The sequence below is a fragment of the Streptomyces sp. SN-593 genome (assembly GCF_016756395.1).
Classification (GTDB): domain Bacteria; phylum Actinomycetota; class Actinomycetes; order Streptomycetales; family Streptomycetaceae; genus Actinacidiphila; species Actinacidiphila reveromycinica.
In genome coordinates, this window is record NZ_AP018365.1 from 4,520,961 (window position 1) to 4,542,447 (window position 21,487).

19 protein-coding genes are annotated in these 21,487 nt (G+C 75.3%); 7 read left to right on the forward strand and 12 right to left on the reverse strand.

The features are described 5' to 3' along the window. Window positions 1–723 precede the first annotated feature (723 nt). The 4 genes from RVR_RS19005 to RVR_RS19020 form a co-directional block, all read right to left on the reverse strand. Window positions 724–882, reverse strand: a complete 159-nt coding sequence (locus RVR_RS19005) for a DUF6760 family protein (RefSeq protein WP_202234989.1) — start codon at window positions 880–882, stop codon at window positions 724–726. Next, entirely contained in the window at window positions 879–1,388 is a 510-nt protein-coding gene (locus tag RVR_RS19010; protein WP_202234990.1) for a hypothetical protein, read from the reverse strand. The genes RVR_RS19005 and RVR_RS19010 overlap by 4 nt, the downstream gene beginning before the upstream one ends. Beyond that, entirely contained in the window at window positions 1,388–1,831 is a 444-nt protein-coding gene (locus tag RVR_RS19015) for a phage tail protein (RefSeq protein WP_202234991.1), read from the reverse strand. The genes RVR_RS19010 and RVR_RS19015 overlap by 1 nt, the downstream gene beginning before the upstream one ends. 85 nt (window positions 1,832–1,916) lie before the next feature. After that, window positions 1,917–3,527: a phage tail sheath family protein gene (locus RVR_RS19020; protein WP_202234992.1), complete on the reverse strand. Its 1,611-nt coding sequence runs from the start codon at window positions 3,525–3,527 to the stop codon at window positions 1,917–1,919. A gap of 379 nt (window positions 3,528–3,906) precedes the next feature. Here RVR_RS19020 and RVR_RS19025 point away from each other — a divergent pair, with 379 nt between their 5' ends. The 3 genes from RVR_RS19025 (at window position 3,907) to RVR_RS19035 (ending at window position 7,603) form a co-directional block, all read left to right on the forward strand. Then, window positions 3,907–5,502 (forward strand): eCIS core domain-containing protein, encoded by a 1,596-nt coding sequence (locus RVR_RS19025; protein WP_202234993.1) that lies wholly within the window; start codon window positions 3,907–3,909, stop codon window positions 5,500–5,502. Window positions 5,503–5,593: 91 nt separating this feature from the next. Next, window positions 5,594–6,100, forward strand: coding sequence for a hypothetical protein (locus RVR_RS19030; protein WP_202234994.1), 507 nt, complete (start codon window positions 5,594–5,596; stop codon window positions 6,098–6,100). 117 nt (window positions 6,101–6,217) lie between these two features. Continuing rightward, window positions 6,218–7,603 (forward strand): COG1470 family protein, encoded by a 1,386-nt coding sequence (locus RVR_RS19035; protein WP_202234995.1) that lies wholly within the window; start codon window positions 6,218–6,220, stop codon window positions 7,601–7,603. 121 nt (window positions 7,604–7,724) lie between these two features. Here RVR_RS19035 and RVR_RS19040 read toward each other — a convergent pair whose 3' ends face one another. From RVR_RS19040 to RVR_RS19055, 4 genes are all read right to left on the reverse strand, one after another. Beyond that, window positions 7,725–10,079, reverse strand: coding sequence for an ATP-binding protein (locus tag RVR_RS19040; protein WP_202234996.1), 2,355 nt, complete (start codon window positions 10,077–10,079; stop codon window positions 7,725–7,727). Continuing rightward, the gene (locus RVR_RS19045) at window positions 10,076–10,759 is read right to left on the reverse strand and encodes a Pvc16 family protein (protein WP_202234997.1); all 684 of its coding nucleotides are present in this window, start codon (window positions 10,757–10,759) and stop codon (window positions 10,076–10,078) included. The genes RVR_RS19040 and RVR_RS19045 overlap by 4 nt, the downstream gene beginning before the upstream one ends. A 125-nt stretch (window positions 10,760–10,884) precedes the next feature. After that, window positions 10,885–11,544 (reverse strand): helix-turn-helix transcriptional regulator, encoded by a 660-nt coding sequence (locus RVR_RS19050; RefSeq protein ID WP_237404845.1) that lies wholly within the window; start codon window positions 11,542–11,544, stop codon window positions 10,885–10,887. Between the two features lie 576 nt (window positions 11,545–12,120). Next, a complete protein-coding gene (locus RVR_RS19055) occupies window positions 12,121–13,194 on the reverse strand; it encodes an alkene reductase (RefSeq protein ID WP_202234998.1) in 1,074 nt (357 codons plus the stop codon). 184 nt (window positions 13,195–13,378) lie between these two features. Between RVR_RS19055 and RVR_RS19060 the strand changes: the two genes are divergently transcribed. Next, the gene (locus tag RVR_RS19060; RefSeq protein WP_202234999.1) at window positions 13,379–13,771 is read left to right on the forward strand and encodes a MerR family transcriptional regulator; all 393 of its coding nucleotides are present in this window, start codon (window positions 13,379–13,381) and stop codon (window positions 13,769–13,771) included. Window positions 13,772–14,077: 306 nt separating this feature from the next. On the opposite strand, the gene RVR_RS19065 is transcribed toward RVR_RS19060, so the two are convergent. Beyond that, window positions 14,078–14,539, reverse strand: coding sequence for a nuclear transport factor 2 family protein (locus tag RVR_RS19065; RefSeq protein ID WP_202235000.1), 462 nt, complete (start codon window positions 14,537–14,539; stop codon window positions 14,078–14,080). Window positions 14,540–14,668: 129 nt separating this feature from the next. Beyond that, window positions 14,669–15,040 (reverse strand): DoxX family protein, encoded by a 372-nt coding sequence (locus RVR_RS19070; RefSeq protein ID WP_202235001.1) that lies wholly within the window; start codon window positions 15,038–15,040, stop codon window positions 14,669–14,671. Window positions 15,041–15,517: 477 nt separating this feature from the next. Between RVR_RS19070 and sigJ the strand changes: the two genes are divergently transcribed. The 3 genes from sigJ (at window position 15,518) to RVR_RS19085 (ending at window position 18,868) form a co-directional block, all read left to right on the forward strand. Then, entirely contained in the window at window positions 15,518–16,393 is an 876-nt protein-coding gene (gene sigJ, locus RVR_RS19075; RefSeq protein ID WP_202235002.1) for an RNA polymerase sigma factor SigJ, read from the forward strand. 198 nt (window positions 16,394–16,591) lie between these two features. After that, a complete protein-coding gene (locus tag RVR_RS19080; protein WP_202235003.1) occupies window positions 16,592–17,983 on the forward strand; it encodes an MFS transporter in 1,392 nt (463 codons plus the stop codon). 144 nt (window positions 17,984–18,127) lie between these two features. Further along, window positions 18,128–18,868, forward strand: a complete 741-nt coding sequence (locus tag RVR_RS19085; RefSeq protein ID WP_202235004.1) for an N-acetylmuramoyl-L-alanine amidase — start codon at window positions 18,128–18,130, stop codon at window positions 18,866–18,868. A 105-nt stretch (window positions 18,869–18,973) separates the two neighbouring features. Here the strand turns inward: RVR_RS19085 and RVR_RS19090 are convergent, their stop codons facing one another. Both RVR_RS19090 and RVR_RS19095 read right to left on the reverse strand, forming a co-directional pair. After that, window positions 18,974–19,213 carry a hypothetical protein gene (locus RVR_RS19090; RefSeq protein ID WP_202235005.1) on the reverse strand — a complete coding sequence of 80 codons (240 nt, stop codon included), beginning with the start codon at window positions 19,211–19,213 and terminating at the stop codon, window positions 18,974–18,976. Window positions 19,214–19,452: 239 nt separating this feature from the next. Further along, a complete protein-coding gene (locus RVR_RS19095) occupies window positions 19,453–21,432 on the reverse strand; it encodes a dipeptide ABC transporter ATP-binding protein (protein ID WP_202238778.1) in 1,980 nt (659 codons plus the stop codon). Window positions 21,433–21,487 lie beyond the last annotated feature (55 nt).

Here is a 21,487-nt window from a genome sequence, read left to right on the forward strand (position 1 = left end):
GCCACCGCCGCCGTGCCGGTGGTCCCCGGTGCGGGGCGCCGCCGACGTGGCCGGCGGCGCCGGCGGGGCGGGCGCCTTCGCCACCGCCGGGAGCGCGCGCCGCGCCACCGGCGGGACCGGCGCCCTGGTCAGCGTGGTGGGAGCGGAGGGCGGCGAGGTCAGCGGCACCACGCGCGGCCCGGCGGCCCGGGCCGCGGACACCGCGCGCTGCACCGCCGGACCGTCCGCCGCCTGCGCGGCGGCCTCGCCCGTGCCATGGTCGCCGACCACGGCGACCGGCAGGGAGACCGGCGGCTGGCCGGTGCCGGACACGGCGGCCGGTGCCGGGGTGAGCACGTCGCGGATCAGCCCGGTCGGCGCGTCGTCGAGCACGACGTGCGCCAACGCGCCCGTGAACGACGGGTTCTGCCACGCCGAGAGGGTGCCGCCGAAGTTCGCGGCCGCGACCGTGTGCCCGGACGGCCGCGCGCTGGCGCGCTGGATCGGCGGCAGCACGGACCAGCCGGGCGGGCCGCCCGGAGCCGCGGCCGCGCCCGGCGGCGGACCGCCGGCGGCCGTACCGGCACCGTGTACGGGGCCCGGGGCGGCGCCCGGCGTGGCGCCGGTCACCGCCCCGGCCGCCGCGGCGCCGCCCGGCCGGGCGGCGCCTTCCTGCGTACCTCCGCGTGCGCGGGCCCGTCCGGCCCACCGGTCAAGGATTCCCATGGCCGTAACCCCGCCCTCTCACCGCTCGGCCGTGGCACGCGTGACGAGCGAGGCGATCTGCTCGGCGTACCGGCGGCGGTCACGGTGTTCGAGGTCCAGGATGTCCTCCAGGCTCCAGTGGAAGTGGTAGGCGATGTACGCGATCTCCTCGTGCACCCGGTCGGTCGCGTACGTCACGATTCCCCCAGGCGGCTCCCGCCGAGCTCGACCTCGAACGGCTGCTCGCAGTGCGGACAGGTCACGCCGGCCCGGGTGTGGCCCTCGGCGTTGATCTGGCGGTAGAAGTCCTGGAGGAAGGCGAGGTCGGAGGCGAACATGTTCTCCACCACGCCGTCGTGCATGTGCGGCACCGTACCGAGCCGGGTGATCACCCGGCCCAGCAGGACCACCGACAGGTAGGCCGGGTTCTCCTGCACCCGCAGGTCCCGCAGCGGGATCAGCTCGTCCCTGGCGGTGGCCAGGCGCATCACCCCCTCGCGGTGCACGGTGCCCGCCTCGTCCACGTAGCCGCGCGGCAGCTCGAACGCGAACTCGGTGCGCAACTGGCGCCGTACGGGCGCGCCGTCGCCGGCCGGCGCGGACAGGGCGGGCGCCGCCTGCGCCGGCGGCGCCGCGGCGGCCACCGGGGCCGCCGAGGCGCCGTCGGGCAGCGGTCCCGACCTGGGAGCCGTTCCTCGGCGCATTACTCCATGATCATTTCTTCGTAGGTGATCGTCACGGTCTCGGTCAGCGCCGACGCCTCACCGGCCTTGACGGTGCTCGCCGAGACCTTGCTGCACCACGCCTGGCGCAGGTGGTACCGCTTCACCGGGTTGTTCATGTAGTCCATCACCAGGATGCTGGCGTTCTTGCGGGCGGAGCCCATGTCGCCGCGGACCGAGGCGTTGATCCAGTCGTTGAACGCGGTGGACTGCGTCATGCCGCGCACGACGGTCGCCTCACCCGCCTTCTTCACGCCCGGCATCTTCTTGGTGACCGGCTGGCCGTTCGCCGACACCTGCTGGTACTCGATGACGTCCTGCGTCATGTCCAGGCCGTTGACCTCCTGGAGGTACTCGACCATCACCCCGTCGATCTGGAGGCCGAAGTTGTGTGAGGTGAGCGCATCACCTGGCTGGAGACTCATCGCCGCTGTTCCTTCGCTTCGCGCTGCTGGTACGTCGTGCCCTGCTGGTCCTGCTGCTGTCCGCGGTGCTCACGCGACCGGCGGGTCACTCCTCCAGCTCGCCCGCGCCGCTGGAGAACTGGGCGAGCCGGAAGATCACGAACTCGGCCGGCTTCACCGGGGAGACGCCGATCTCGCAGATCACCCGGCCGAGGTCCACCGACTCCGGCGGGTTGGTCTCGGCGTCGCACTTCACGTAGTAGGCGTCGTCCGGCTGCCCGCCGAACAGGGCGCCGCCGCGCCACTCGGTGACCAGGAAGGCGGAGATGTTGCGCCGGATCCGGGCCCACAGCGCCTGGTCGTTGGGCTCGAACACCACCCACTGGGTGCCGTTGAGGATCGACTCCTCCAGGTAGTTGAAGTACCGGCGGATGTTCAGGTAGCGCCAGGCCGGGTCCGAGGACAGGGTGCGCGCTCCCCAGACCCGGATGCCGCGGCCGGGGAAGGAGCGGATGCAGTTGATGCCCAGCGGGTTGAGCAGGTCCTGCTCGCCGCGGGTGATCTGGAGCTCCAGGTCGACCGCGCCGCGCACCACCTCGTTGGCGGGCGCCTTGTGCACGCCGCGCTCGGAGTCGTTGCGGGCCCAGATGCCGGCCACGTGGCCGCTCGGCGGGATCAGCCGGGTCTGGCCGCCCGCCGGGTCGAAGACCTTGATCCACGGGTAGTACAGCGCCGCGTACTTGGAGTCGTAGTTGGACGTCTCCTGGCGCCAGACCCGGATCTCCCGCGCGTTCAGCCCGGGCGGCGGGTCGATGATCGCCAGCCGGTCGCCCATCAGCTCGCAGTGCGCGATCAGGCCGAGCTGGACCGCCTTGACCGACTCCAGGTCGATCGCGCCGCGCTGGTAGGCCGCCATCAGGTCGGGGACGGCGACCATCGAGATCTCGTCCACCGCCTCCAGACCGCCGAAGCCGGTGCGGTCGGCGCTGTCGCCGAGGTACTCGCTGACGCTCGTCGTCTCGGTGCCGCCGGAGCCCGCCGGACCCGAGGTGGCGGGCGGGGTCGGGGCGGCGAGCGCCACCGTCTGGTTCTCCGGGCGGACCAGCTGCCCGGCGGAGGCGGCCTCCTTGACGGTGATGAGCTTGGAGCGCTCCTTCACCTGGGTGACCACGTAGGTGCGGCCGCCGCGCTTGGCCGACACGTCGAAGGACTCGACGGTCTTGTCGCCGTCCTTGACCAGCAGCCGGAACCGCTCGGCGGGCCCTTCGCCCTCGGCGTCCGTGACCTCCACGCTGAGCGCGCCGGCCTCGCCGGGCGCGAGCGCGGCCACCTTGAAGGTGCCGAGGGTCGCCTCCTCGCCGGCGGTCAGCGCGGCCGGGCCTGCACCGCCGGCACCGACGGCCGCGGGCTGCTTGGCGCCGGCGTCCGCCGCGGAGCCGGCCACCCCGCCGGGCTCGCCGCCCACCCGGACGACGTAGGCGGCGGAACCGCCGTTGTTGAAGAAGCCGTAGACCGAGTGCGCGAGGAAGTAGCCGTCGGTGAACTCACCGAAGGACGCGACGTACTGCGTCCAGTTGGTCACCAGGGTCGGCTCGTTGAGCGGACCGGTGGGCGCCAGGCCGACGAAGGCGGCAACCGATGTGCCCACCCCCTCGATCGGGCGGGAACCGCTGGCCACTTCCTCCACGTAGACGCCCGGCGACAGATACGACGGCATGCGCTGTTCTCCTCGGGGGTACGAGAAAAGGGGTCGACTCTCACCCTCGCGCGCCCGGGCGGCGATCGAAACGTCCTGCGGTGCCTTTCCGGGGGCACTTGTGCTGCCCCGAAGGGCAGCGCGCCCGCGCCGACGGCGCCGTGTCGCCATGCCGGCACGGCGTGTTGCGCCCGACTCGTCGGGCTATGTCCCCTGATGGGGGGACCGGTGCCGGCGTCCGGCGGCACCCGGAGCGCCCCCGCGGGCGGTCGGCCCGGCCGCGGGGACCCACGGCGCGCGTGGTGCGCATGAGGTCTGCCCCCGGGTCTGCCCCCGAGGACCTTGCCGCGCGCGGGATGTCCGCCGTAGTCAGGGGTGGTCATCCACGGAGAGGGTGGTCATGCACGCGCACGAACAGGTCAACGAGGCCGCCGCCGCCAGGCGTCCGCGGTCGTCCGCCCTGCCCCGCCCGGCGGTCGCCGGACCGCCGCCCGCCCGCGGGATGACCGCCGCCGGCGTCCTCGCCCTGCAGCGCACCGCGGGCAACTCCGCCCTGACCCGCGCGCTCGACGAGGAGGCGCGGCACACGCACGGCGCCGGCTGCGGGCACGGCCCGTCCGTCCAGCGCTCGCAGGTGCACGACGTGCTGAGCGGCTCCGGCCGGGCACTCGCCGCCCCGCTGCGCGCGGAGATGGAGGCGCGGCTCGGCGCCGACTTCGGCGACGTCCGCGTCCACGACGACAGCGCCGCCCGGCGTTCGGCCGCGTCGCTGGGAGCGCGCGCCTACACCTCGGGCAACCACGTGGTGGTGGGCGAGGGCGGCGCCGACAAGCACACGCTCGCCCACGAGCTCACCCACGTCATCCAGCAGCGCTCCGGCCCGGTCGCCGGCACGGCCACCGCCGACGGGCTGCGGGTCAGCGACCCGGGCGACGCCTTCGAGCGGGCCGCGGAGAGCAACGCCCAGCGGGCGATGTCCGGCCCGGTGCCGGTGCAGACCGCGCCGGAGCGCGACGGGACCGGACGGGGCGGCCCGGAGGCGGGCCAGCAGGCTTCACCCGCACCGGAGTTGGCCGGCACCCCGGCCATCCAGCGGGTCACGGTGCCGTCCAGCAGGCCGTCGGGCAGCGGGATCACGGCGACGCAGAGCGGCGGCCGCACCACGTCGATCGAGATGCTGAACAGCGGCAGCCTGGCCGGCTCCCCGCCCTCGCAGGACCCGCCCGGCTTCGACTACATCCGCGCGCTGCGGCTGACGAACTTCTGGATCCGCTTCCACCTGATCAACAACATCGCGGGCGGCCCCGGCACCGCGGCGAACCTCGTGCCGGCCTCCAAGCGGGACAACGCCAACTACGAGCACTCGATCGAGGCGCTGCTCAAGGCCACGGTCTCCCAGGTGCGGCGGACCAACCGCACGCTCCAGCCCGGGCAGCAGAAGGACTACGTCTACTTCGGCGTCGACGTCCACTACGCGCACCAGCCGTCGCGGCGACCGAACAACATGACCCAGCGGCAGTACGACGCCGCCGGGAACTTCGTGAACGGACTGACGATCTACCACCGCGTGTACGACGGGGCGGCCCGGACCTGGACCGTGCACCACGACGGCACGTACTTCGGGTTCCACGACCGCCAGCCGACCGACCCCGGCACGCACGTGCGGCTGTCCCAGCTCGACATGACCGACCTGCGGCAGCTCACCGGCAACTACCGCGGCTGGAACAACGACGACCTGTACTTCCTCAACGACCTCGGCACCACCCGCCGGGCGGAGTTCGAGGGGCTGATCGACCACTACGGCGCCACCGGCCCGGCCGAGTCGGTGCTGCACGCCTTCCACCACATCCCCTTCTCCCTCCCGCGGCAGAGCTCGCGGAGCAGGAGGCCGACCGCCCAGCCGACGACCTTCGCCGACCGCATGGGCGCCGGAGCCGACGGCGCGCTGCAGTACCTGGCGCTGGCGATCTCCGGCGGGTCCCTCACCATCCGCTGAGCACCGCGCACATAGGGTCCAGGGTGCCCGCCCGGCCGCGCTCCGCCGCGGCCGGGCCGGACGGGCACCGACGACGCAGGAGGAACACCGCATGTCCGACCTCTGGCACGTGAGCGTGCGCGACGTCACCGAGCCCTCGGTGGAGTTGCTGTGCGCCGCGGTCCACCCCGACGCCGGGTCGCCGTCCGCCGCCGGCCCCTTCGTGCTGCGGCTGCTGGCCGACGCGGCGCCGGTGTGGCCGGGCGCCGACGCGCTGGTCGGCGGCGCCGACCTGTTCGGCGGGGACCTCCACGGCGGCGGCGAGGCCGCCCGGCGCGCCGACGAGGTGTTCGCGGAGGTCGCGTTGCGCGACGAGCGCAACATCCCCTTTGACGAGCCGGCCGCGCACCGGGCCGTCGAGGAGACGTTGCGGCAGCGCGGGCTGGCGCCCGAGGGCGACCCCGACGAGTGGGCTGCGGCGTTCGGCCAGGAGTGGGGCGCGCTGTGGCAGGACCCGCAGCGGGTGCCCTCGGGCGTGCTGCGCGTCCGCTTCGCGCGGCCGTCCGACCTCGCCGGGCTGCACCAGGGACTGGAGTGGGACTCCGCCGCCTACGGCTGAGCCGTGCGCCGGCCGCGGGCCGGGCCGCCCGTCCGGGCAACGGCTCGGCCCGCGCGGACACCGGTGCTGCCTCGCGGTCCGCTGACGGCCCCGCCGCCGACCCCGTAGCGTCGGGGCGTGAGCCTTTGGACCTCCCTCGAACCCCCGTCCGCCACGGTCGACGCCGGCAGTTCGACCATCGTGCGGCTGCGGCTGCGCAACACGGGCGACGTCGTGGACGAGTACCGCTTCACACCGGTCGGGGACCTCGCGCCCTACATCACCGTGGAGCCGCCGACGCTGCGGCTCTACCCCGGCACCGTCGACACGGTCCAGCTCACCGTCGCCCCGCCGCGCACCCCGGACGCCACCGCCGGGCCCAACCCGTACGGCGTCCAGGTGGTGCCCACCGAGAACCCCGAGGCCACCACGGTCCCGGAGGGCAACATCACCATCACGCCCTTCACCGAGGTGCGCGCCGAACTGGTGCCGCACACCGTCAAGGGGCGCTTCCGGGGCCGGCCGAAGCTCGCGGTGGACAACCTCGGCAACACCAAGCTGACCGCCTCGATCGTCGGCACCGACAACGGCGACCAGATCGCGTACGAGATCCACCCGGCCAACGTCCAGATCGAGCCCGGCCGGGCCGCCTTCGTGAAGGCCACCCTCAGGCCGCAGCGGATCACCTGGTTCGGGCGCAAGGAGAACCGCCCCTTCCGGCTGGCGGTCCAGCGCTCGGGCGCCACCCCGCTCGACGTCGACGGCACCTGGGTCCAGCGCGGGGTGCTGCCGCGGTTCCTGGCCACCTTCCTCGGCCTGCTGGTCGGGCTGGTCGTCGCCGCCGTCGCGCTGTGGTTCGCCTACAAGCCGCAGGTGGGCAGCCTCGCGCAGCCGAAGGTGGAGCAGGCGGTCGCCACCACGCTGCCCACCCCGACGCCGTCGCTGACGACCCCGCCCCCCACCACCCAGGCGCCCACCACGCCGCCGCCCCCGACGACCTCCGGGACCTCGGGCGGCGGGGCCAGCACGCCGAAGAAGAAGGCGCCGCCGGCCACCGCCGCCACCGCCGTGAAGAAGCTCGCCGCGAACGACCCGACCGGCCGGCACATCTGCTACCGGGTCTACGTCGCCGACAAGGGCTGGACCAAGCCCTCCTGCGACGGCGTCACCGCGGGCTCGACGGACGACGACAGCGGCACCATCGAGGCCCTCAACGTCGCGGTCTCGGGTGTGGGCGGCACCTCCGGCAACGCCTACCGCCAGGACGGCGGCTGGAACAACGTCCCCTGGAAGGGCGCGGACGACGAGGCGGACATGTACGTCGGGACCACCGGCAAGGGCCTGGGCCTGTCCGGCTTCGCCGTCGGCGTCAAGACGGGCGACGTCTGCCGCAACGCCTACCTGCGCGGCGGCGGTTGGGGCGGCGTGTCCTGCAACGACCCGACCCAGTCCAACCAGAACTGGATCTTCGGCGGCACCACCGACGAGACGAAGTCGCTGACCGCCGTCCGGCTCACGGTCTGATCCCGGCCCCGGTCCGGGGCGTCCGGGGCGTCCGGCCCCGGTCCGTCCGGTCCGGGACGCACCGGGGCCGGTTCGCCGCGCGGAGGGACGGCGCTCCGCCCGGCGGTGAACCGGCCGCCCGTCACCAGCCGTTGGCGTCGTCCAGCACCAGCCGCCCCGCCTTGCGGTACTCGCGCTGCGCGCCGGCCAGCAGGTCCGCGGTGCCGACCGGCTCGCCGCGGCCGGCGGCGGCGTACGCCGCGGTGACCACCGCGCTGCGGATCGAACCGCCGGCCAGCTCGAACTGCCGCGCCACCGAAGCCGGTTCGATGCCGTCCGCACACGGCACGTGGGACAGGCTGTGCTGCCACAGCGCCAGGCGCTGCGCGGCGTCGGGGAACGGGAAGTCCACCACCATGTCCAGCCGGCGGGTGAACGCGTCGTCCACGTTGGCCCGCAGGTTGGTGGTCAGCAGCGCGATGCCGTCGAAGGACTCCAGCCGCTGGAGCAGGTAGGCGCTCTCCATGTTGGCGTAGCGGTCGTGCGCGTCCTTCACCTCCGACCGCTTGCCGAACACCGAGTCGGCCTCGTCGAAGAGGAGCACCGCGTCGGTGCGGTCGGCCTCGGTGAAGACGCGCTCCAGGTTCTTCTCGGTCTCGCCGACGTACTTGTCCACGATCGAGGAGAGCTGCACCACGTAGAGGTCCAGGCCGAGTTCGGCGGCGACCACCTCGGCGGAGAGGGTCTTGCCGGTGCCGGAGCCGCCGGCGAACAGCGCCAGCACACCGCGTCCCCGCCCGCCGCCGGCGCTCAACCGCCAGTCGCCGAGCACCCGGTCGCGGTGGCGCGCGCGCAGGGCCAGCTCCCGCAACTGCGCCAGCGGCCCGTCCGGCAGCACCAGGTCCTCCCAGCCGACGGCGGGCCTGATCCGGCGGGCGTGGCGTTCGAGCCCGGACGCGGACTGCTGCCGCGCGGCGAGCCGCAGGTGCGCGGGTGTCAGCGGGGTGCCGTCGAAGTCCGCCAGGTCCCGGGCCACCCGGGCGACCCGGCGGATGCGGTCGCCGCCGAGGCGGTAGGGCGCGACGACCGGCGCGAGGTCGAACTCCGGTGCGCCGGCGGCCGGTACGGCCGGTCCGGCGTCCCCGGAGGTCGTCGGACCGCCGTCCGTCCCCGGGGCGCCCGAGTCCGGGGCGCCCGCGTCCGGGACAGCCGCGTCCCACCGGTCGGCGCCGGTGGACGCGGGAGCCGTGCCCGCGAGGGCCGCGGACCAGGTGTCGAGGTCGCCGGCCCGTTGCCTGGGCGCGTCGAGCACGAGCGGGTCGCGCTCCGACCACTGCGGGTCGTACGGCCGGGTGCCGGCCATGACCACCGTCACGTCGTCGACCGCGAGGGCGCGGACGAGCGCGGCGGCGGCCGCGGGCTGGTCGGGCACGGGGGCCACCAGGATCGCGTGCCCGCGCAGCCGTGCCTCGCGCAGCAGGTGGGGGAGCGCGGCGGTGGCCGCGCCGGCGGGGTCCTGCCCCGCGGCGGGCCCGCCGCCCTGGTCACCGGGTTCGTCGCCGCGGCCGTCGCCGCCGGGGGCTCGGCCCGCGGGGGCGTAGTGCAGTGCCGGTACCCCGGCCGCGCCGAAGGCGGCCGCGGCGCAGGCGGTGCCGTCGCCCTCGCGGTGCTCGCGCAGGTAGACCGTCGCCGGGCCGCCCGCCAGGCGCCCGGCGAGGCGGTGCACCAGCGGGTCGTCCGGCACGGCCGCGCGGGCGAGCACGCTGACCCGGCCGGCGAGCACCGGGTCCGGGGTGTCGTCGCCGACGAGGTGCGCGGCGACCCGGTCCGGGACCCGCAGGGACCGGCTGAGGAACGGGCGGTCGTCCTCCTCGACCACGACCAGGCCCAGCGAGGTCAGCGGCGCCGACGGGTGGAAGCGGGCGCGGCCCTCGGCGCGGTGCGCGGGCACCCCGCACAGGTCGAGCGCCAGGCCGACGGTCGCCCGGCGGCGGCTGACGTCGTCGTTGAGGTAGCCGTAGAGCGGCTCGAAGGTCCGGTCGAGGTCGGGGGCGAGCGCGGTGAGCAGGATGCGGGCGTCCAGCGCGGACAGGCCCAGCCGGGCGGCGAGCAGGCTCAGCCGGTCACCTCCGTCACCGCCGTCACCGCCGTCACCGCCGTCACCGCCGTCACCGGCGGAACCGTCGACGGCGGGCGCCGCCCCGCGCAGGCCGTCCGGTGCGCCGGTGCCGAACCCCGCGCCGGCGTCCGGTCCGAACCCGGGCCCCGCGCCGTCGGCGTCGTCCTCGGCCGCCGGCCGCAGCAGGTGCCGCACCGCCTCGTCGGTCAGGTACAGGCCGCGCAGCGGATCGGCGGCGGTCGGGTCGGAGGCGCTGCGGTGCTCGACGAGCAGGGCGACCCGGTCGCGCAGCAGGCCGAGGCGGGTGACGAGGGGGTCGGTGCCGGGTGCGGGGGCGAGGTCCGGCTCCGCGGCGGTGGCGGGTGTCGCGGCGGTCACTCGGAGGTGTCCCGGAGCGTGCCGCGGGCGGCCTGGCGGGCCGCCTCCTTCCGTTCGGCGAGGTGGCGCGGCCGGTGGTGGCGCTCGGCCGAGCCCTCCAGGGAGCCGTCGGTGCCGCGCACCCGCACGCCCGCGCCCTCGGTGACCGGCGGCCCGGCGTCGTACTCGGGGTAGGCGGGGAAGGGCGCGGTGACGGTGACGTCCAGGGAGGGCTTCAGCTCGCCGCCGAGGGCCGACCAGATCTCGGCGAACGACCGGGAGTCGGTCTGCGTGCCGGCGACGCTGAGCGGGATGGTCAGGCCGAGCGCGGCCAGCGCGCCGGTCAGCTCCTCGGGGGGCAGCACCTCGCGCGGCAGCAGGGTGGCCAACACCGCGGACAGCAGCCGGTGTTCGTCCTGCGGCTGCTTCGTCCACGCCGTGACCAGGTACGACAGCCGGTACCAGCGCGGCGGTTGGCGCCTGCGCACCACGATGCCCTGCTCGTCCCGGATCGAGATCGCGCCGCGCTCGCGCCGGGCGACGTCCTCGCGGATGTCGTACAGGTAGGCGTCGATGGTGGGCGCGTTGCGCCGGGCGGCCCAGTCCCGGGTCGGCGCCTCGAAGGCGATGTCCACGCCGGTGCCGGCCAGGGCGCCGCCGGAGAGCAGCCCCCTGAGGACTTCGTCCACCTCGTGTATCACGGTCGCGCCCTTCGCTGTGCCCGGTGGGTCGGTCACCGGTGACGCCGGTGACCCGGTCCGGCCGTCCGGCGGCCGGGTGGCCCGGGGGCCGGGGCGGCCGCCGGGTGCTTCGCCGCTCGCGGCCGTCAGATGTAGCCCTCGCGCAGCGCGTAAGCCACGGCGTGCGCGCGGTTGCGCAGCCGCAGCCGGGTGGTCAGGCTGTGCATCACGTTCTTGACGGTCCGTTCCGAGTACGACAGCTTGCCCGCGATCTCGCCGGTCTCCATGCCCTCGGCGACCAGCCGCAGGACGTCGACCTCACGCGGGGTCAGCCCGGAGGCCGGATCGCCGGGCAGGTGCTTGGCGTTGCGGTGCATGATGCCGACCTGCGTCATGAGCCGGCCGAGCAGGTCGGAGGGCAGGTCGCCGTCACCGCGCGAGGCGGCGAGGACCGCCTGGAGGATGCGCTGCCCGGTCGCCTCGTGGCGCCAGACGATGGCGCCGACCCCGCAGTCGATCACCTGGAGCAGCTCGGCCTCGCGGATCAGGTTCGCCACCAGCACCGCGCGCACCCCGTCGGTGCGCACCAGTTGGCGGAGCCGGGACAGCGTGCTCTCGTCGAGCGCGACCGCCAGCAGGACAGCGACGGTGCCCGGCTGCCGGCTCTCCTCGTCCACCAGCCGGATCTCCGGCCGCTGGCTGAGCTGGCTGGTGACGCCCGCCAGCGAGATCGGGTCGGGGGCGTGGACCGTGACGGGAATCCTGGCCGTGGCCACCGTCGGCCCGGAGGGCGTGGAGAGAACCACGAACTCAGTCCTTTCGCCCGCGCGGAGGGGGGAGTTGCGCACTCCTGTGATCTGTGTTTCCTGCGCCATCATGCTCCGCCATGTGAACCCCTACCAACCCCTGCCCGTCGTCGGTCGTGTGCGGAGGCTACGGAGGAGGAGCGCGTTGAACCGTTTCACGGTTCCGGGCCGACGCCGTATCCGGCCAGTTCCGCTCCGCGCCGCCCGGAACGCGGAGTTGCCCGTTCGGACCGGGCGGCGTTGCCCCTGCGGACCTGCCGTCCGCGGCGGTTGGCCGGTACCGGCCCGCAGTTGAACGCTCGGGGCGTGCGGGGCGCGAGGGGCGGCCCTGCCCGAACCGACCCCTCCCGGCGCCCGCTTGACCGTTCAACAATGGCCGAATCCGATCGGTCGGAGGAGGTTTGGGATCGTGAGTGTACGCATTCGGCGCGGCGGGAAAGTGAGATCAGGATCACCGCGGCGTGACGTGTGGGTGGCCCGGTCGTGGTGCGCCGCACGCGTCGGGCCGCCCCCTCCGTGGTGCGAGGGGGCGGCGGGGTCCGCACGTCGGGGCGCGCGGTGGGAGGCGTGGGCGGGTCAGGCGGTGTACTGGTGCGAGGTGTAGGTGAGGTAGCCCGCGTCGCCGCCCTGGTAGTAGGCGGTCTCGTCGGCTGGGGCGATCGGCAGGCGGGCCCGCAGGCGCTCGACCAGGTCGGGGTTGCTGAGGAAGGCGCGGCCGAAGCTGATCAGGTCCGCGCCCAGGTCCAGCCAGCGGTCGGCGTCGTCCCGGCCGGTCTGCTTCGGGCCCATCGGGAGGACCGGGTTCATGATGAGCGGGCCGGGCCAGGCGCGGCGCAGCGCGACCAGCACCTCCTCGTCGGCGGTGGCCTCCAGGTGCACGTAGCCCACCCCGACCCGGGCCAGCTCGGCGAGCAACTGCGTGTACAGCTCGGGGACGTCGGTGTCGCGTACGCCCCAGAAGTCCGCGCCCGGCGAGAGCCGGATGCCGGTCCGGTCGCCGCCGACCGCCTCGACGGTCGCGGCCGCCGCCTCGACGGCGAAGCGGATGCGGTGCGTGACCGGACCGCCGTACCGGTCGGTGCGCAGGTTGGCGTTGGAGGAGAGGAACTGGGAGATCAGGTAGCCGTTCGCGCCGTGCAGTTCGACCCCGTCGAAGCCCGCTTCGACCGCGCGGCGGGCGGCTTCGGCGTAGGACCGTGCCTGTTCGGGCACCTCGGCGGTCTCCAGGGCGCGCGGTACCGGCGCGGGCTGCGGGCCGGTCGGGGTGAACACGTCGCCGGCCGCGGCGACGGCCGACGGCCCGATCGGCCGGAGGCCGGTGGTGTCGGGGTGCGAGACGCGGCCGCCGTGCATGAGCTGCGCGAAGATCCGGCCACCGCTGGCGTGCACCGCCCCGGTCACCTCCCGCCAGGAGTCCGTCTGCTCGTCGGTGTGCAGGCCGGGCGTGCCGGGGTTGGACTGCCCGACCGCGTTGGGCTGCACCCCCTCCGACACGATCAGGCCGGCGGTGGCCCGCTGGGCGTAGTACGCCGCCATCGACGGGGTGGCCAACCCGCCCGCGGCCGCCCGCACCCTGCTCATCGGGGCCATGACCACGCGGTTGGGCAGCGTCAGCGCGCCGAGCCGGTAGCTGCTGAAGAGGGTCGTCACGTCGGGACTCCTTCGGTCCGCGGGCCCGCGCCTCGGGCCCGTCGACTACGCTAGAACCTGACATTGACGTCAGATGCAAGGTGTGTCGCGCACGCCACAGGGACACGCGGTCGTGCCTCGGCTCGCGGGCCGCGCGGCGGGCGGCACGGGACACGGGCGGGGCCCGGACGGGAGGACGGAACAGGTGCGTATCGGGGAACTCGCGTCGAGGGCCGGAGTCAGCGTCCGGTCCGTGCGCTACTACGAGGAGCAGGGCCTGCTGGCGAGCACCCGCAGCTCCGGCGGCCAGCGGCGCTACACCGGCCACGATGTCGAACGGGTCGCCTTCATCCAGCGCCTGTACGCCGGCGGCCTGTCCAGCCGCACCATCCTGGAACTGCTGCCGTGCGTCGACGCGCCCAGCGAGGCCAACTCCGAGGCCGCGCTGGAGCGGATGGCGCAGGAGCGCGACCGGCTCTCGGCCCACATCGCCGAACTCGAACAGACCCGTGCCTCGCTGGACACCCTGATCGAGACCGCGCGGGACTACCGCGAGCAGTTGCGGAGCACGGCGGAGGGCGAAGCGCTGGCCTCGTGAACGGGCGCTCGGCGGGTGTGGGGCGACCGGTGCGGTTGTCGCGGCGCACGTGCCGGACGTGACCGATCCGCCGGACGTGACCGACCCGCCCGGTGGGCGCGGGTGGCGGGCGGGCGGTGGACGAGGGTTGTCCGGGCGTTCACCCGGCGGTTGCCCGTCGTTCCGCGGCCCGTTGCCCGCGGGTCCCACGGCGGAGGTGCGGACGGCGCGTCCGGCGGGGTGGTACGGGTAACCCGCCGGACGGGCCGCGCCCCCGGCCCCGGGGGTGGCCGCCCCGCGCGCGGACGGCGGAGCGGCTCCCCTCGCTCACCCCCGGGGCGCCCTTTCCGCCGGGCCGGGCACGGTGCCCGCCAGCGGGGTCGAGTCGACGTACCGGATCTCGTAGCTGCGCTCGGCGAACCTCCAGCCGTCCGCGGTGCGCCGGTAGCGGTCGTGGTAGATCGCGTGGTTGACGTGGGACGCGCCGCCCCGGGTCCGCCCCAGCTCCGCGACGTAGGAGCGGCCCGTCGCGGTGTCGCCGTCGATCCGGATCGAGCCGGCGTGGACGTTCTGGACGAAGAACTCCCAGTTCGCCTGGAGCCGTTCGACGCCGGCGCGGATCGCGGCCCGGCCGGTGAACTCGATGCCGCCGTCCGGGATGCGCCACACGCCGTCGTCGGTGAAGAGGGCGGTGAGCCGGTCGTAGTCGCCGGTCATGCCCGCGTCGGCGAACTCGCCGCGCAGCGCGTCGATCGCGCAGCGGTCGACGACGGTCTGGAGCTCGGTCATCGGGGTCTCCCTTGCCGGTGGAGGTCGTTCGCGGGTGCCGGGGTGCCGGGGTGCCGGTGCGGCCAGGTCTCGGGTGCGGGTGCGGGTACGGGCGCGGGCGGTCGCGGGTGCGGTGCGGCGGTCGGCGGGTCACCAGCCGTAGGGGCCGAACCGCCCCCAGGCGACGAGCGCGGCGAGCAGGAGGAGGACGGCGGCCACCACCACCCCGGACGGCTCCCCGCGGCGCACGTGCGTCGCGCCGGCGAGCGCCATCATCACCGCCAGCCCGGTCGCCGCGACCGGGGTCAGCACCGGGAGGACGCCGCTGGCGCCCGGGGCGACCAGCCCGACCGCGCCCAGCAGGCCCATCGCGCCGATGAAGCGCAGCGCCGGCAGCGAGAAGTCCTCGGCCCACGGGAACCGTCCGACCAGCCGCTCCCTCGGCTCGGTCGCCTTGACCAGCCCGGACAGGGCGAACGCGGCGGCGAGCGCCGTCTGCACCACCCACAGGAACACGCTCATCGGCCTTCTCCCGTCTGACGCGGTGTGCTTCCGCCCCTTCCGACGGCGCGGCGTCGCCGAATGTGAGGTGCGGCGCGGACCTCACACTTCGGGCCGCCGCTCCGTCGTACCGATGAGCGCGGTGGCGCGGGCGGGAGCAGGCACGATCGAGGAGGGCGGCGGGACATGAGCACCGAATCCGAGCAGGGCGGGGACCCCTCGGAGGGTCCGGACCCGGCGGATCACCCGGACCCGGCGGATCACCCGGACCCGGCGGATCAGCCGGCTTCGGCGGAGGGGTCGGGCCGAGCGGATCGTCCGGAGCGAGTGGACGGTTCGGATGGATCGGACGGATCGGGCCGAGTGGACGGTTCGGACGGAGCGGATGGATCGGACGGTTCGGGCCGAGTGGACGGTTCGGGCCGAGCGGAGGGTCCCGGGCGGTCGGACGGTCCGGGCCGGTCGGAGGGGGAGGCCGACGCGACCCTCGACGCCGTCATGAGCGAGCGGCGGCAACTCCTCAACGTCGCCTACCGGTTGCTCGGCTCCCTCGCCGACGCCGAGGACGTCGTGCAGGAGACGTACGCCCGCTGGTACGCCATGTCGCCGCGCCGGCAGGAGGCGATCGCGTCCCCCGGCGCCTGGCTCACGAAGGTCGCCGGCCGGATCTGCCTGGACCTGCTCCGTTCCGCCCGGACCCGGCGGGAGCGCTACGTCGGCGAGTGGATTCCGGAGCCGGTGCCCGGCCGCGCGGACCTGATCGGCGGGTGGTCCGGCGACGAGGGCGATCCCGCCGACCGGATCACCCTCGACGAGTCGCTGTCCATGGCCTTCCTGGTGGTGCTGGAGTCGATGACCCCGGCCGAGCGCGTGGCGTTCATCCTGCACGACGTCTTCCGCTACCCCTTCCCCGAGGTCGCCGAGATCGTCGGCCGCACCCCGGCCGCCTGCCGCCAACTCGCCACGTCGGCCCGGCGCCGGGTCCGCTCGCTGCCGGGCCTCCAGCCCCCGACCGCCCGGCACGCGCGGGTGGTGCGGGACTTCAAGCGGGCGTGGGAGGCGCAGGACCTCGACGCGATGATCGGCCTGCTCGACCCCGACGCCAGCGCGGTCGGCGACGGCGGCGGTGTCGTCGCGGCCCTGCTGCACCCGCTGCACGGCAGCGTTCCGGTCGCCGAGTACTTCGTCGACCTCGCCCGCAGGGCCGAGGGCGTCTCGATCCTGGAGCGCACGGTCAACGGCCGCCCCGGCCTGCTGCTGCGCCACGAGGGCGCCACCGCGGCGGTGTTGGCGTTCGACATCGTGGACGACCGGGTGGTGAACGTGTGGGCGGTGCGCAACCCCCACAAGCTCGGCCCCTGGCAGGAGGACTAGCTGAGGACCGGCTGAGGACCGGCTGAGGACCGGCTGCGGACCGGCCAGGGCCTGTCCTCCGGCCTCCGTCCCGTGCCGGCGGCGGGGGCCCCTGCCCGGGCCGGGCGGTGCTGTTGTTGAATGAGGTACGGGCCGCGCCCGCAGCCACGGCGGTGCCCCCGGTCCGGACGCCGTCGGCACGAGGGTGGGTATCAGCAGGTGAGCGCGCAGCCGGTGTCGCTGAGGAGCCTGATCCCCGCGGTCTTCCTGCCGGTGCTGGTCTTCGAGACCGGGATGGGCGCGCTGGCCCCCGTACTCGCGCTCAGCGGCCGTGCGCTCGGCGCCGGTGTCGGCGCCGCCGGGCTGGTGCTGGCGCTGCTGGGCGTCGGGCAGATCCTCGGCGACGTGCCGGCCGGCGCGCTGGCGGCGCGGCTGGGCGACCGCAAGGCGATGCTGGTCGCCTCCGCCGTCACCGCGGTCACCCTGAGCGGGTGCGCGCTGGCCCGCCACGTCTGGGAGCTGGCGATCGCGGTCACCGTCACCGGGGCGTCCAACGCGGTGGTCATGCTGGCCCGGCAGTCCTACCTGACCGAGGCGGTGGCCCCGCACCTGCGGGCCCGGGCGCTGTCGACGCTGGGCGGGATGTCACGGGTGGGCGCGTTCGTGGGGCCGTTCCTCGGCGCGGCCGTGCTCAGCGGCGGCCGCCCGGTGCACGACGTCTACTGGCTCGCGCTGGTGTGCACGGCCGTCACCGTCGTGGTCCTGGTCACCGTGCCCGACGTCGCCGAGCCGGTCGTCCGCGGCGGCGCGAAGCCCGTACCGGTGCGGGCGGTGCTGCGCGACCACCGGGGGGTCTTCGCCACGCTCGGCCTGGCGGTGCTGCTGGTCGGCTCGGTCCGGGCGACCCGGCAGACCGTCCTGCCGCTGTGGGCCGAGCACCTCGGCCAGAGCGCGTCGTCCACCAGCCTCGTGTTCGGCATCGCCGGTCTGGTCGACACGCTGACCTTCTACCCGTCCGGCCAGGTGATGGACCGCGCCGGCCGGCTGTGGATCGCGGTGCCGTCCATGCTGGTGCTCGGCGGCGCCCAGGCCGCCCTGCCGCTCACCCACACGCTCACCGAACTGACCGTGGTGGCCATGCTCATCGGCTTCGGCAACGGGATCGGCAGCGGCATCCTGATGACCCTCGGCGCCGACGTGGCGCCCCCGGCCACCCGCTCGCAGTTCCTCGGCGTGTGGCGGCTGTGCGCGGACTCCGGCAGCGCGGGCGGGCCGCTGGTGGTGTCGGCGGCCGCCTCGCTCGGCAGCCTGGCGGCCGGCATCTCGGTCATGGGCGCGGTGGGCGTCGCGGCGGCGGGCGCCCTGCTGCGGTGGGTGCCGCGGTACTCGGCCTTCGCGACGACCGGGGCGCGGCGGGCGGGCACGGCGGTGGCGGGTGGCGTGGGGACGGGCCGGGCCCGGGCGGGACCCGCGCCGACCCGTCCGGCCGAGCCCGGGGACATCCGGCCCGCACCCCGCGGGGACGCCCCGGCCGGGGCCCGGGGCGACGCGCCGGCCGCCGGTGCCCCCGACGCGGCGTCCGGGACCTCCCGGGACGCGCCCCGCCCGTAGGGCCTGACGAGCCCGCGGCCCTTTATCCGTACGGGTCCGGGGCGGTCGGCAGGCGCGCCGGAAGCGCGGCGCCGGGGCCCGGAAATTCACCCGAACGGCCTGCGCGGATGTCCGGCACGGCCGGATCGTCCCAGGCTGGACCCCATGCGGCTGCACCGGCCCAAGCTGGCGTGGTACCTGCCGGCCCTGGCCCTCCTCGTGACCTGCTCGGCGCCGCAGCACCGGGCGAACGCGCCGCGGCAGGCGTCTGCCGCGGTCCGTCCGGCGTCCCTGCGCCCGGCGGTCGTCCTGCGCGCGGCATGGGGCGCGGACCAGAAGCACGTACGGCCGGGCATGGTCTACGACCGCTCGGTCAAGGCGGTGTTCGTGCACCACACGGACAACCCCAACACCTACGACTGCAAGAAGGACGTGCCGAAGATGCTGCTGGCCCTGGAGCAGCGGCACATCGAGCTCGGCTGGGACGACCTCGGCTACAACTTCGTCGTCGACCGGTGCGGCGGCATCTACGAGGGGCGGACCGGCAGCGTGGACCGCGACGTGCGCGGCTCGCACACCGAGGGCTTCAACAACGACACCGTCGGGATAGCCGCCCTCGGCAACTTCGGCGCGGGCCGGCAGGTGCCGCGGGCCATGCTGGAGGCGATCGCGGAGATAGCGGCCTGGAAGCTCGACCCGGGGATCAGCCCGCTGGGCAAGGTCCGCCTGGTGTCCAGCAACAACGCGAGCCGCTTCCCGAAGGGCACGGCGGTGGAGGTCAATACGGTCTCCGGGCACCGCGACGTCTACCAGACCGACTGCCCCGGCCAGGCGCTGTACGACGCGCTGCCGTGGGTGCGGCAGGAGGCGGCCCGGCTGCGCGAGCAGGCCGCCCGGAACGGCTGAGGCATCGACCCGACCCGACTCGGCTCGGCACGGGCGGGACGGGCGGGGCGGGGCGCCGGCCGGCGGATGCGGCCGGCGCCCGTTCACCGCGGGATCACCGCCGGATCAGTGCATCCACAGCAGGTAGAGGCCGTTCGTGCCGTACTCGCAGATGTAGACGGGCCCGTGCACGGGGGCGTCGGCCTGTGCCTGGGCGACGCAGCTTTCGTAGGTCGGGAAGTAGCCCAGCAGCATGAAGCCGCTGCCGGGCGGCGGGGATGCCTGGGCCGCCGTGGTGGCGATGCCGAGACCGAGGACGGCGGTGGCGGCGATGGTGGCCGCACGGGCCAGGACCTTCGAGCGCATGGGGATCACAACTCCTCTCCGGGCAGGCGGAGCCGCCTGCCGAATGGCCAGGGGTGTGGTGCAGGGAGTGGCGCGCGCGGGATCAAGACTGCCGGGCCTCCGCGGCCGCGTTCAATAGGTCCAGACCAATTGGTGAGGGAGGGGCGATTGGGTCTCCCGAGGTCGGGCGGGGCACCGCGGTCCGGACGGGCGGGTCGCCGTGGCGGCCCGCCCGTCCGGACCGACGGCTCCCGGCGGTCTTACGGCGCGGCCGGTCCCGCCGCCGCGGTCGCCGGCCGCTCCCGTACCGGGTCCGCCGTCCGGGCCGTGGCGGTGCGGGCGTCGCGGCGGGCACGGGCCTCCGCCGGGTCGAGCACCGGGACCGCGGCGAGCAGCCGCCGCGTGTACGGGTCGCGCGGGCGGCCGTAGACCTCCTCGACGGCGCCCTCCTCGACCACCCGGCCCGCCTGCATCACCGCGACCCGGTCGCTGACCTGGCGGACCACCGCGAGGTCGTGGGCGACGAAGACCAGCGACAGCCCCAGGTCGCGCTGGAGTTCGCCGAGCAGCGCGACCACCTGCGCCTGCGTGCTGACGTCCAGCGCGGAGACCGGCTCGTCGCAGACCACCAGCCGCGGCTCGGGGGCCAACGCCCGTGCGATGCCCACGCGTTGCCGCTGCCCGCCGCTGAACTCGTGCGGGTAGCGGTGGTACCAGGACGGTTCGAGTCCGACCCGCTCCAGCAACTCGCGCACCCGCGAGGTGATCTGCCGGTCGGTCAGCGCGCCGGCCGCCCGCAGCGGGTCGGCGATCGACTCGCCGATGCTGCGGCGCGGGTTCAGCGAGGAGACCGGGTCCTGGAAGACCATCTGCAACTCCCGCCGCAAAGGGCGCAGCCGGCGGTCGCCGAGCCGTGCGATGTCCTCGCCGCGGTAGCGGACCTCGCCCTGGGTGGGGTCGAGCAGCCGGACCAGCATCCGGCCGAGCGTGGTCTTGCCGCTGCCGCTCTCCCCGACGACGCCGAGTGTCTCGCCCGCGTGGACCACCAGGTTCACGCCGTCCACCGCGGCGAAGCGGGCCCGGCCGCGCCCGAACTCCCTGCGCAGCCCGACCGCTTCGAGCAGCGGCTCCCCGGACGCCCCGCCCCCGCCCCGGCTCCCGGCGACGGCCGCGGTCGCGCTCGCGGGCGCGCGGTCCGGCTCGGGCTCCGCCTCGGCCTTCCTCCCGCCGGCCGGCTTCGTCCGGTCCACCGCCTCCGCCTCGTCCCGCGTCCCGGCCCGCGGCTCCGCCCCGTCCTCGGCGGCCCCGTCCTCGGGCAGCACCTCCGGCGCCGTCCCCTCGTCCGCCGCCACCTCCTGCGCCGGTTCCGGCGCGGCGGCGGACGGGGTGATCCGGGGCACCGCGGACAGCAGCGCCCGCGTGTAGGCGTGTTCCGGGTGCGCGAGCACCGTCGCGGTGTCGCCGGACTCCACGGCGGCACCGTGCTGGAGGACCAGCAGCCGGTCCACCGTGCCGGCGGCGACTCCGAGGTCGTGGGTGACCAGCAGCAGCGCCAGGTCGGAGCCGGTGCGCAGCTCGTGGAGCAGGTCGAGCACCTGCGCCTGCACGGTGACGTCGAGCGCGGTGGTCGGCTCGTCGGCCACGATCAGCCGCGGCTCGCAGGCCAGCGCCATCGCGATCAGCGCGCGTTGCCGCATCCCGCCGCTGAACTCGTGCGGCCGGGACCGGGCCCGGCGGGCCGCGGTGGGGATGCCGACGCGGTCGAGCACCTCGACGGCGCGGGCCCGGGCGGCGGCGCGGGAGACCCGGCGGTGCACCCGGTAGACCTCGGCGATCTGGTCGCCGACCGCGAGGTAGGGGTCCAGGGCGCTGAGCGGGTCCTGGAAGACGACCGCCGCGACGCCGCCGCGCAGCCGCCGCAGTTCCTCGTCGGGCGCGGTGAGCACGTCGGTGCCCGCCACCCGGACCGTCCCGCCGACCTCCGCACCGGTGCCGCGGTGCAGCCCCAGCAGGGCGTACGCGGTGGCGGACTTGCCCGAGCCGGACTCACCGACCAGGCCGAGCGCCTCGCCGGGCCGCAGCGTGAACCCGATCCCGTCGACGGCACGCACCGTCCCGGACTCGGTCGGGAAGTCGATGCGCAGGTCGGCGACCTCGACCAGGGGCGGGTCCGCCGACCCCGACGCCGACCCCGACGCCGAACCGGAGGCGGACGGGGAACCGGACGCGGGACCCGACATGGACGCGGAACCGGACGAGGAGCCGGACGCGGACGCGGAGTCCGACGTGGAGCCC

Coding starts and splice junctions, on each gene's coding strand:
- RVR_RS19090 (WP_202235005.1), bottom strand. CDS start 19,213: ATGCGCTCGAAGGTCCTGGCCCGTGCGGCCACCATCGCCGCCACCGCC.
- RVR_RS19020 (WP_202234992.1), bottom strand. CDS start 3,527: ATGCCGTCGTATCTGTCGCCGGGCGTCTACGTGGAGGAAGTGGCCAGC.
- RVR_RS19015 (WP_202234991.1), bottom strand. CDS start 1,831: ATGAGTCTCCAGCCAGGTGATGCGCTCACCTCACACAACTTCGGCCTC.
- RVR_RS19065 (WP_202235000.1), bottom strand. CDS start 14,539: ATGACCGAGCTCCAGACCGTCGTCGACCGCTGCGCGATCGACGCGCTG.
- RVR_RS19070 (WP_202235001.1), bottom strand. CDS start 15,040: ATGAGCGTGTTCCTGTGGGTGGTGCAGACGGCGCTCGCCGCCGCGTTC.
- RVR_RS19085 (WP_202235004.1), top strand. CDS start 18,128: ATGCGGCTGCACCGGCCCAAGCTGGCGTGGTACCTGCCGGCCCTGGCC.
- RVR_RS19095 (WP_202238778.1), bottom strand. CDS start 21,432: ATGTCGGGTCCCGCGTCCGGTTCCCCGTCCGCCTCCGGTTCGGCGTCG.
- RVR_RS19010 (WP_202234990.1), bottom strand. CDS start 1,388: ATGCGCCGAGGAACGGCTCCCAGGTCGGGACCGCTGCCCGACGGCGCC.
- RVR_RS19030 (WP_202234994.1), top strand. CDS start 5,594: ATGTCCGACCTCTGGCACGTGAGCGTGCGCGACGTCACCGAGCCCTCG.
- sigJ (WP_202235002.1), top strand. CDS start 15,518: ATGAGCGAGCGGCGGCAACTCCTCAACGTCGCCTACCGGTTGCTCGGC.
- RVR_RS19025 (WP_202234993.1), top strand. CDS start 3,907: ATGCACGCGCACGAACAGGTCAACGAGGCCGCCGCCGCCAGGCGTCCG.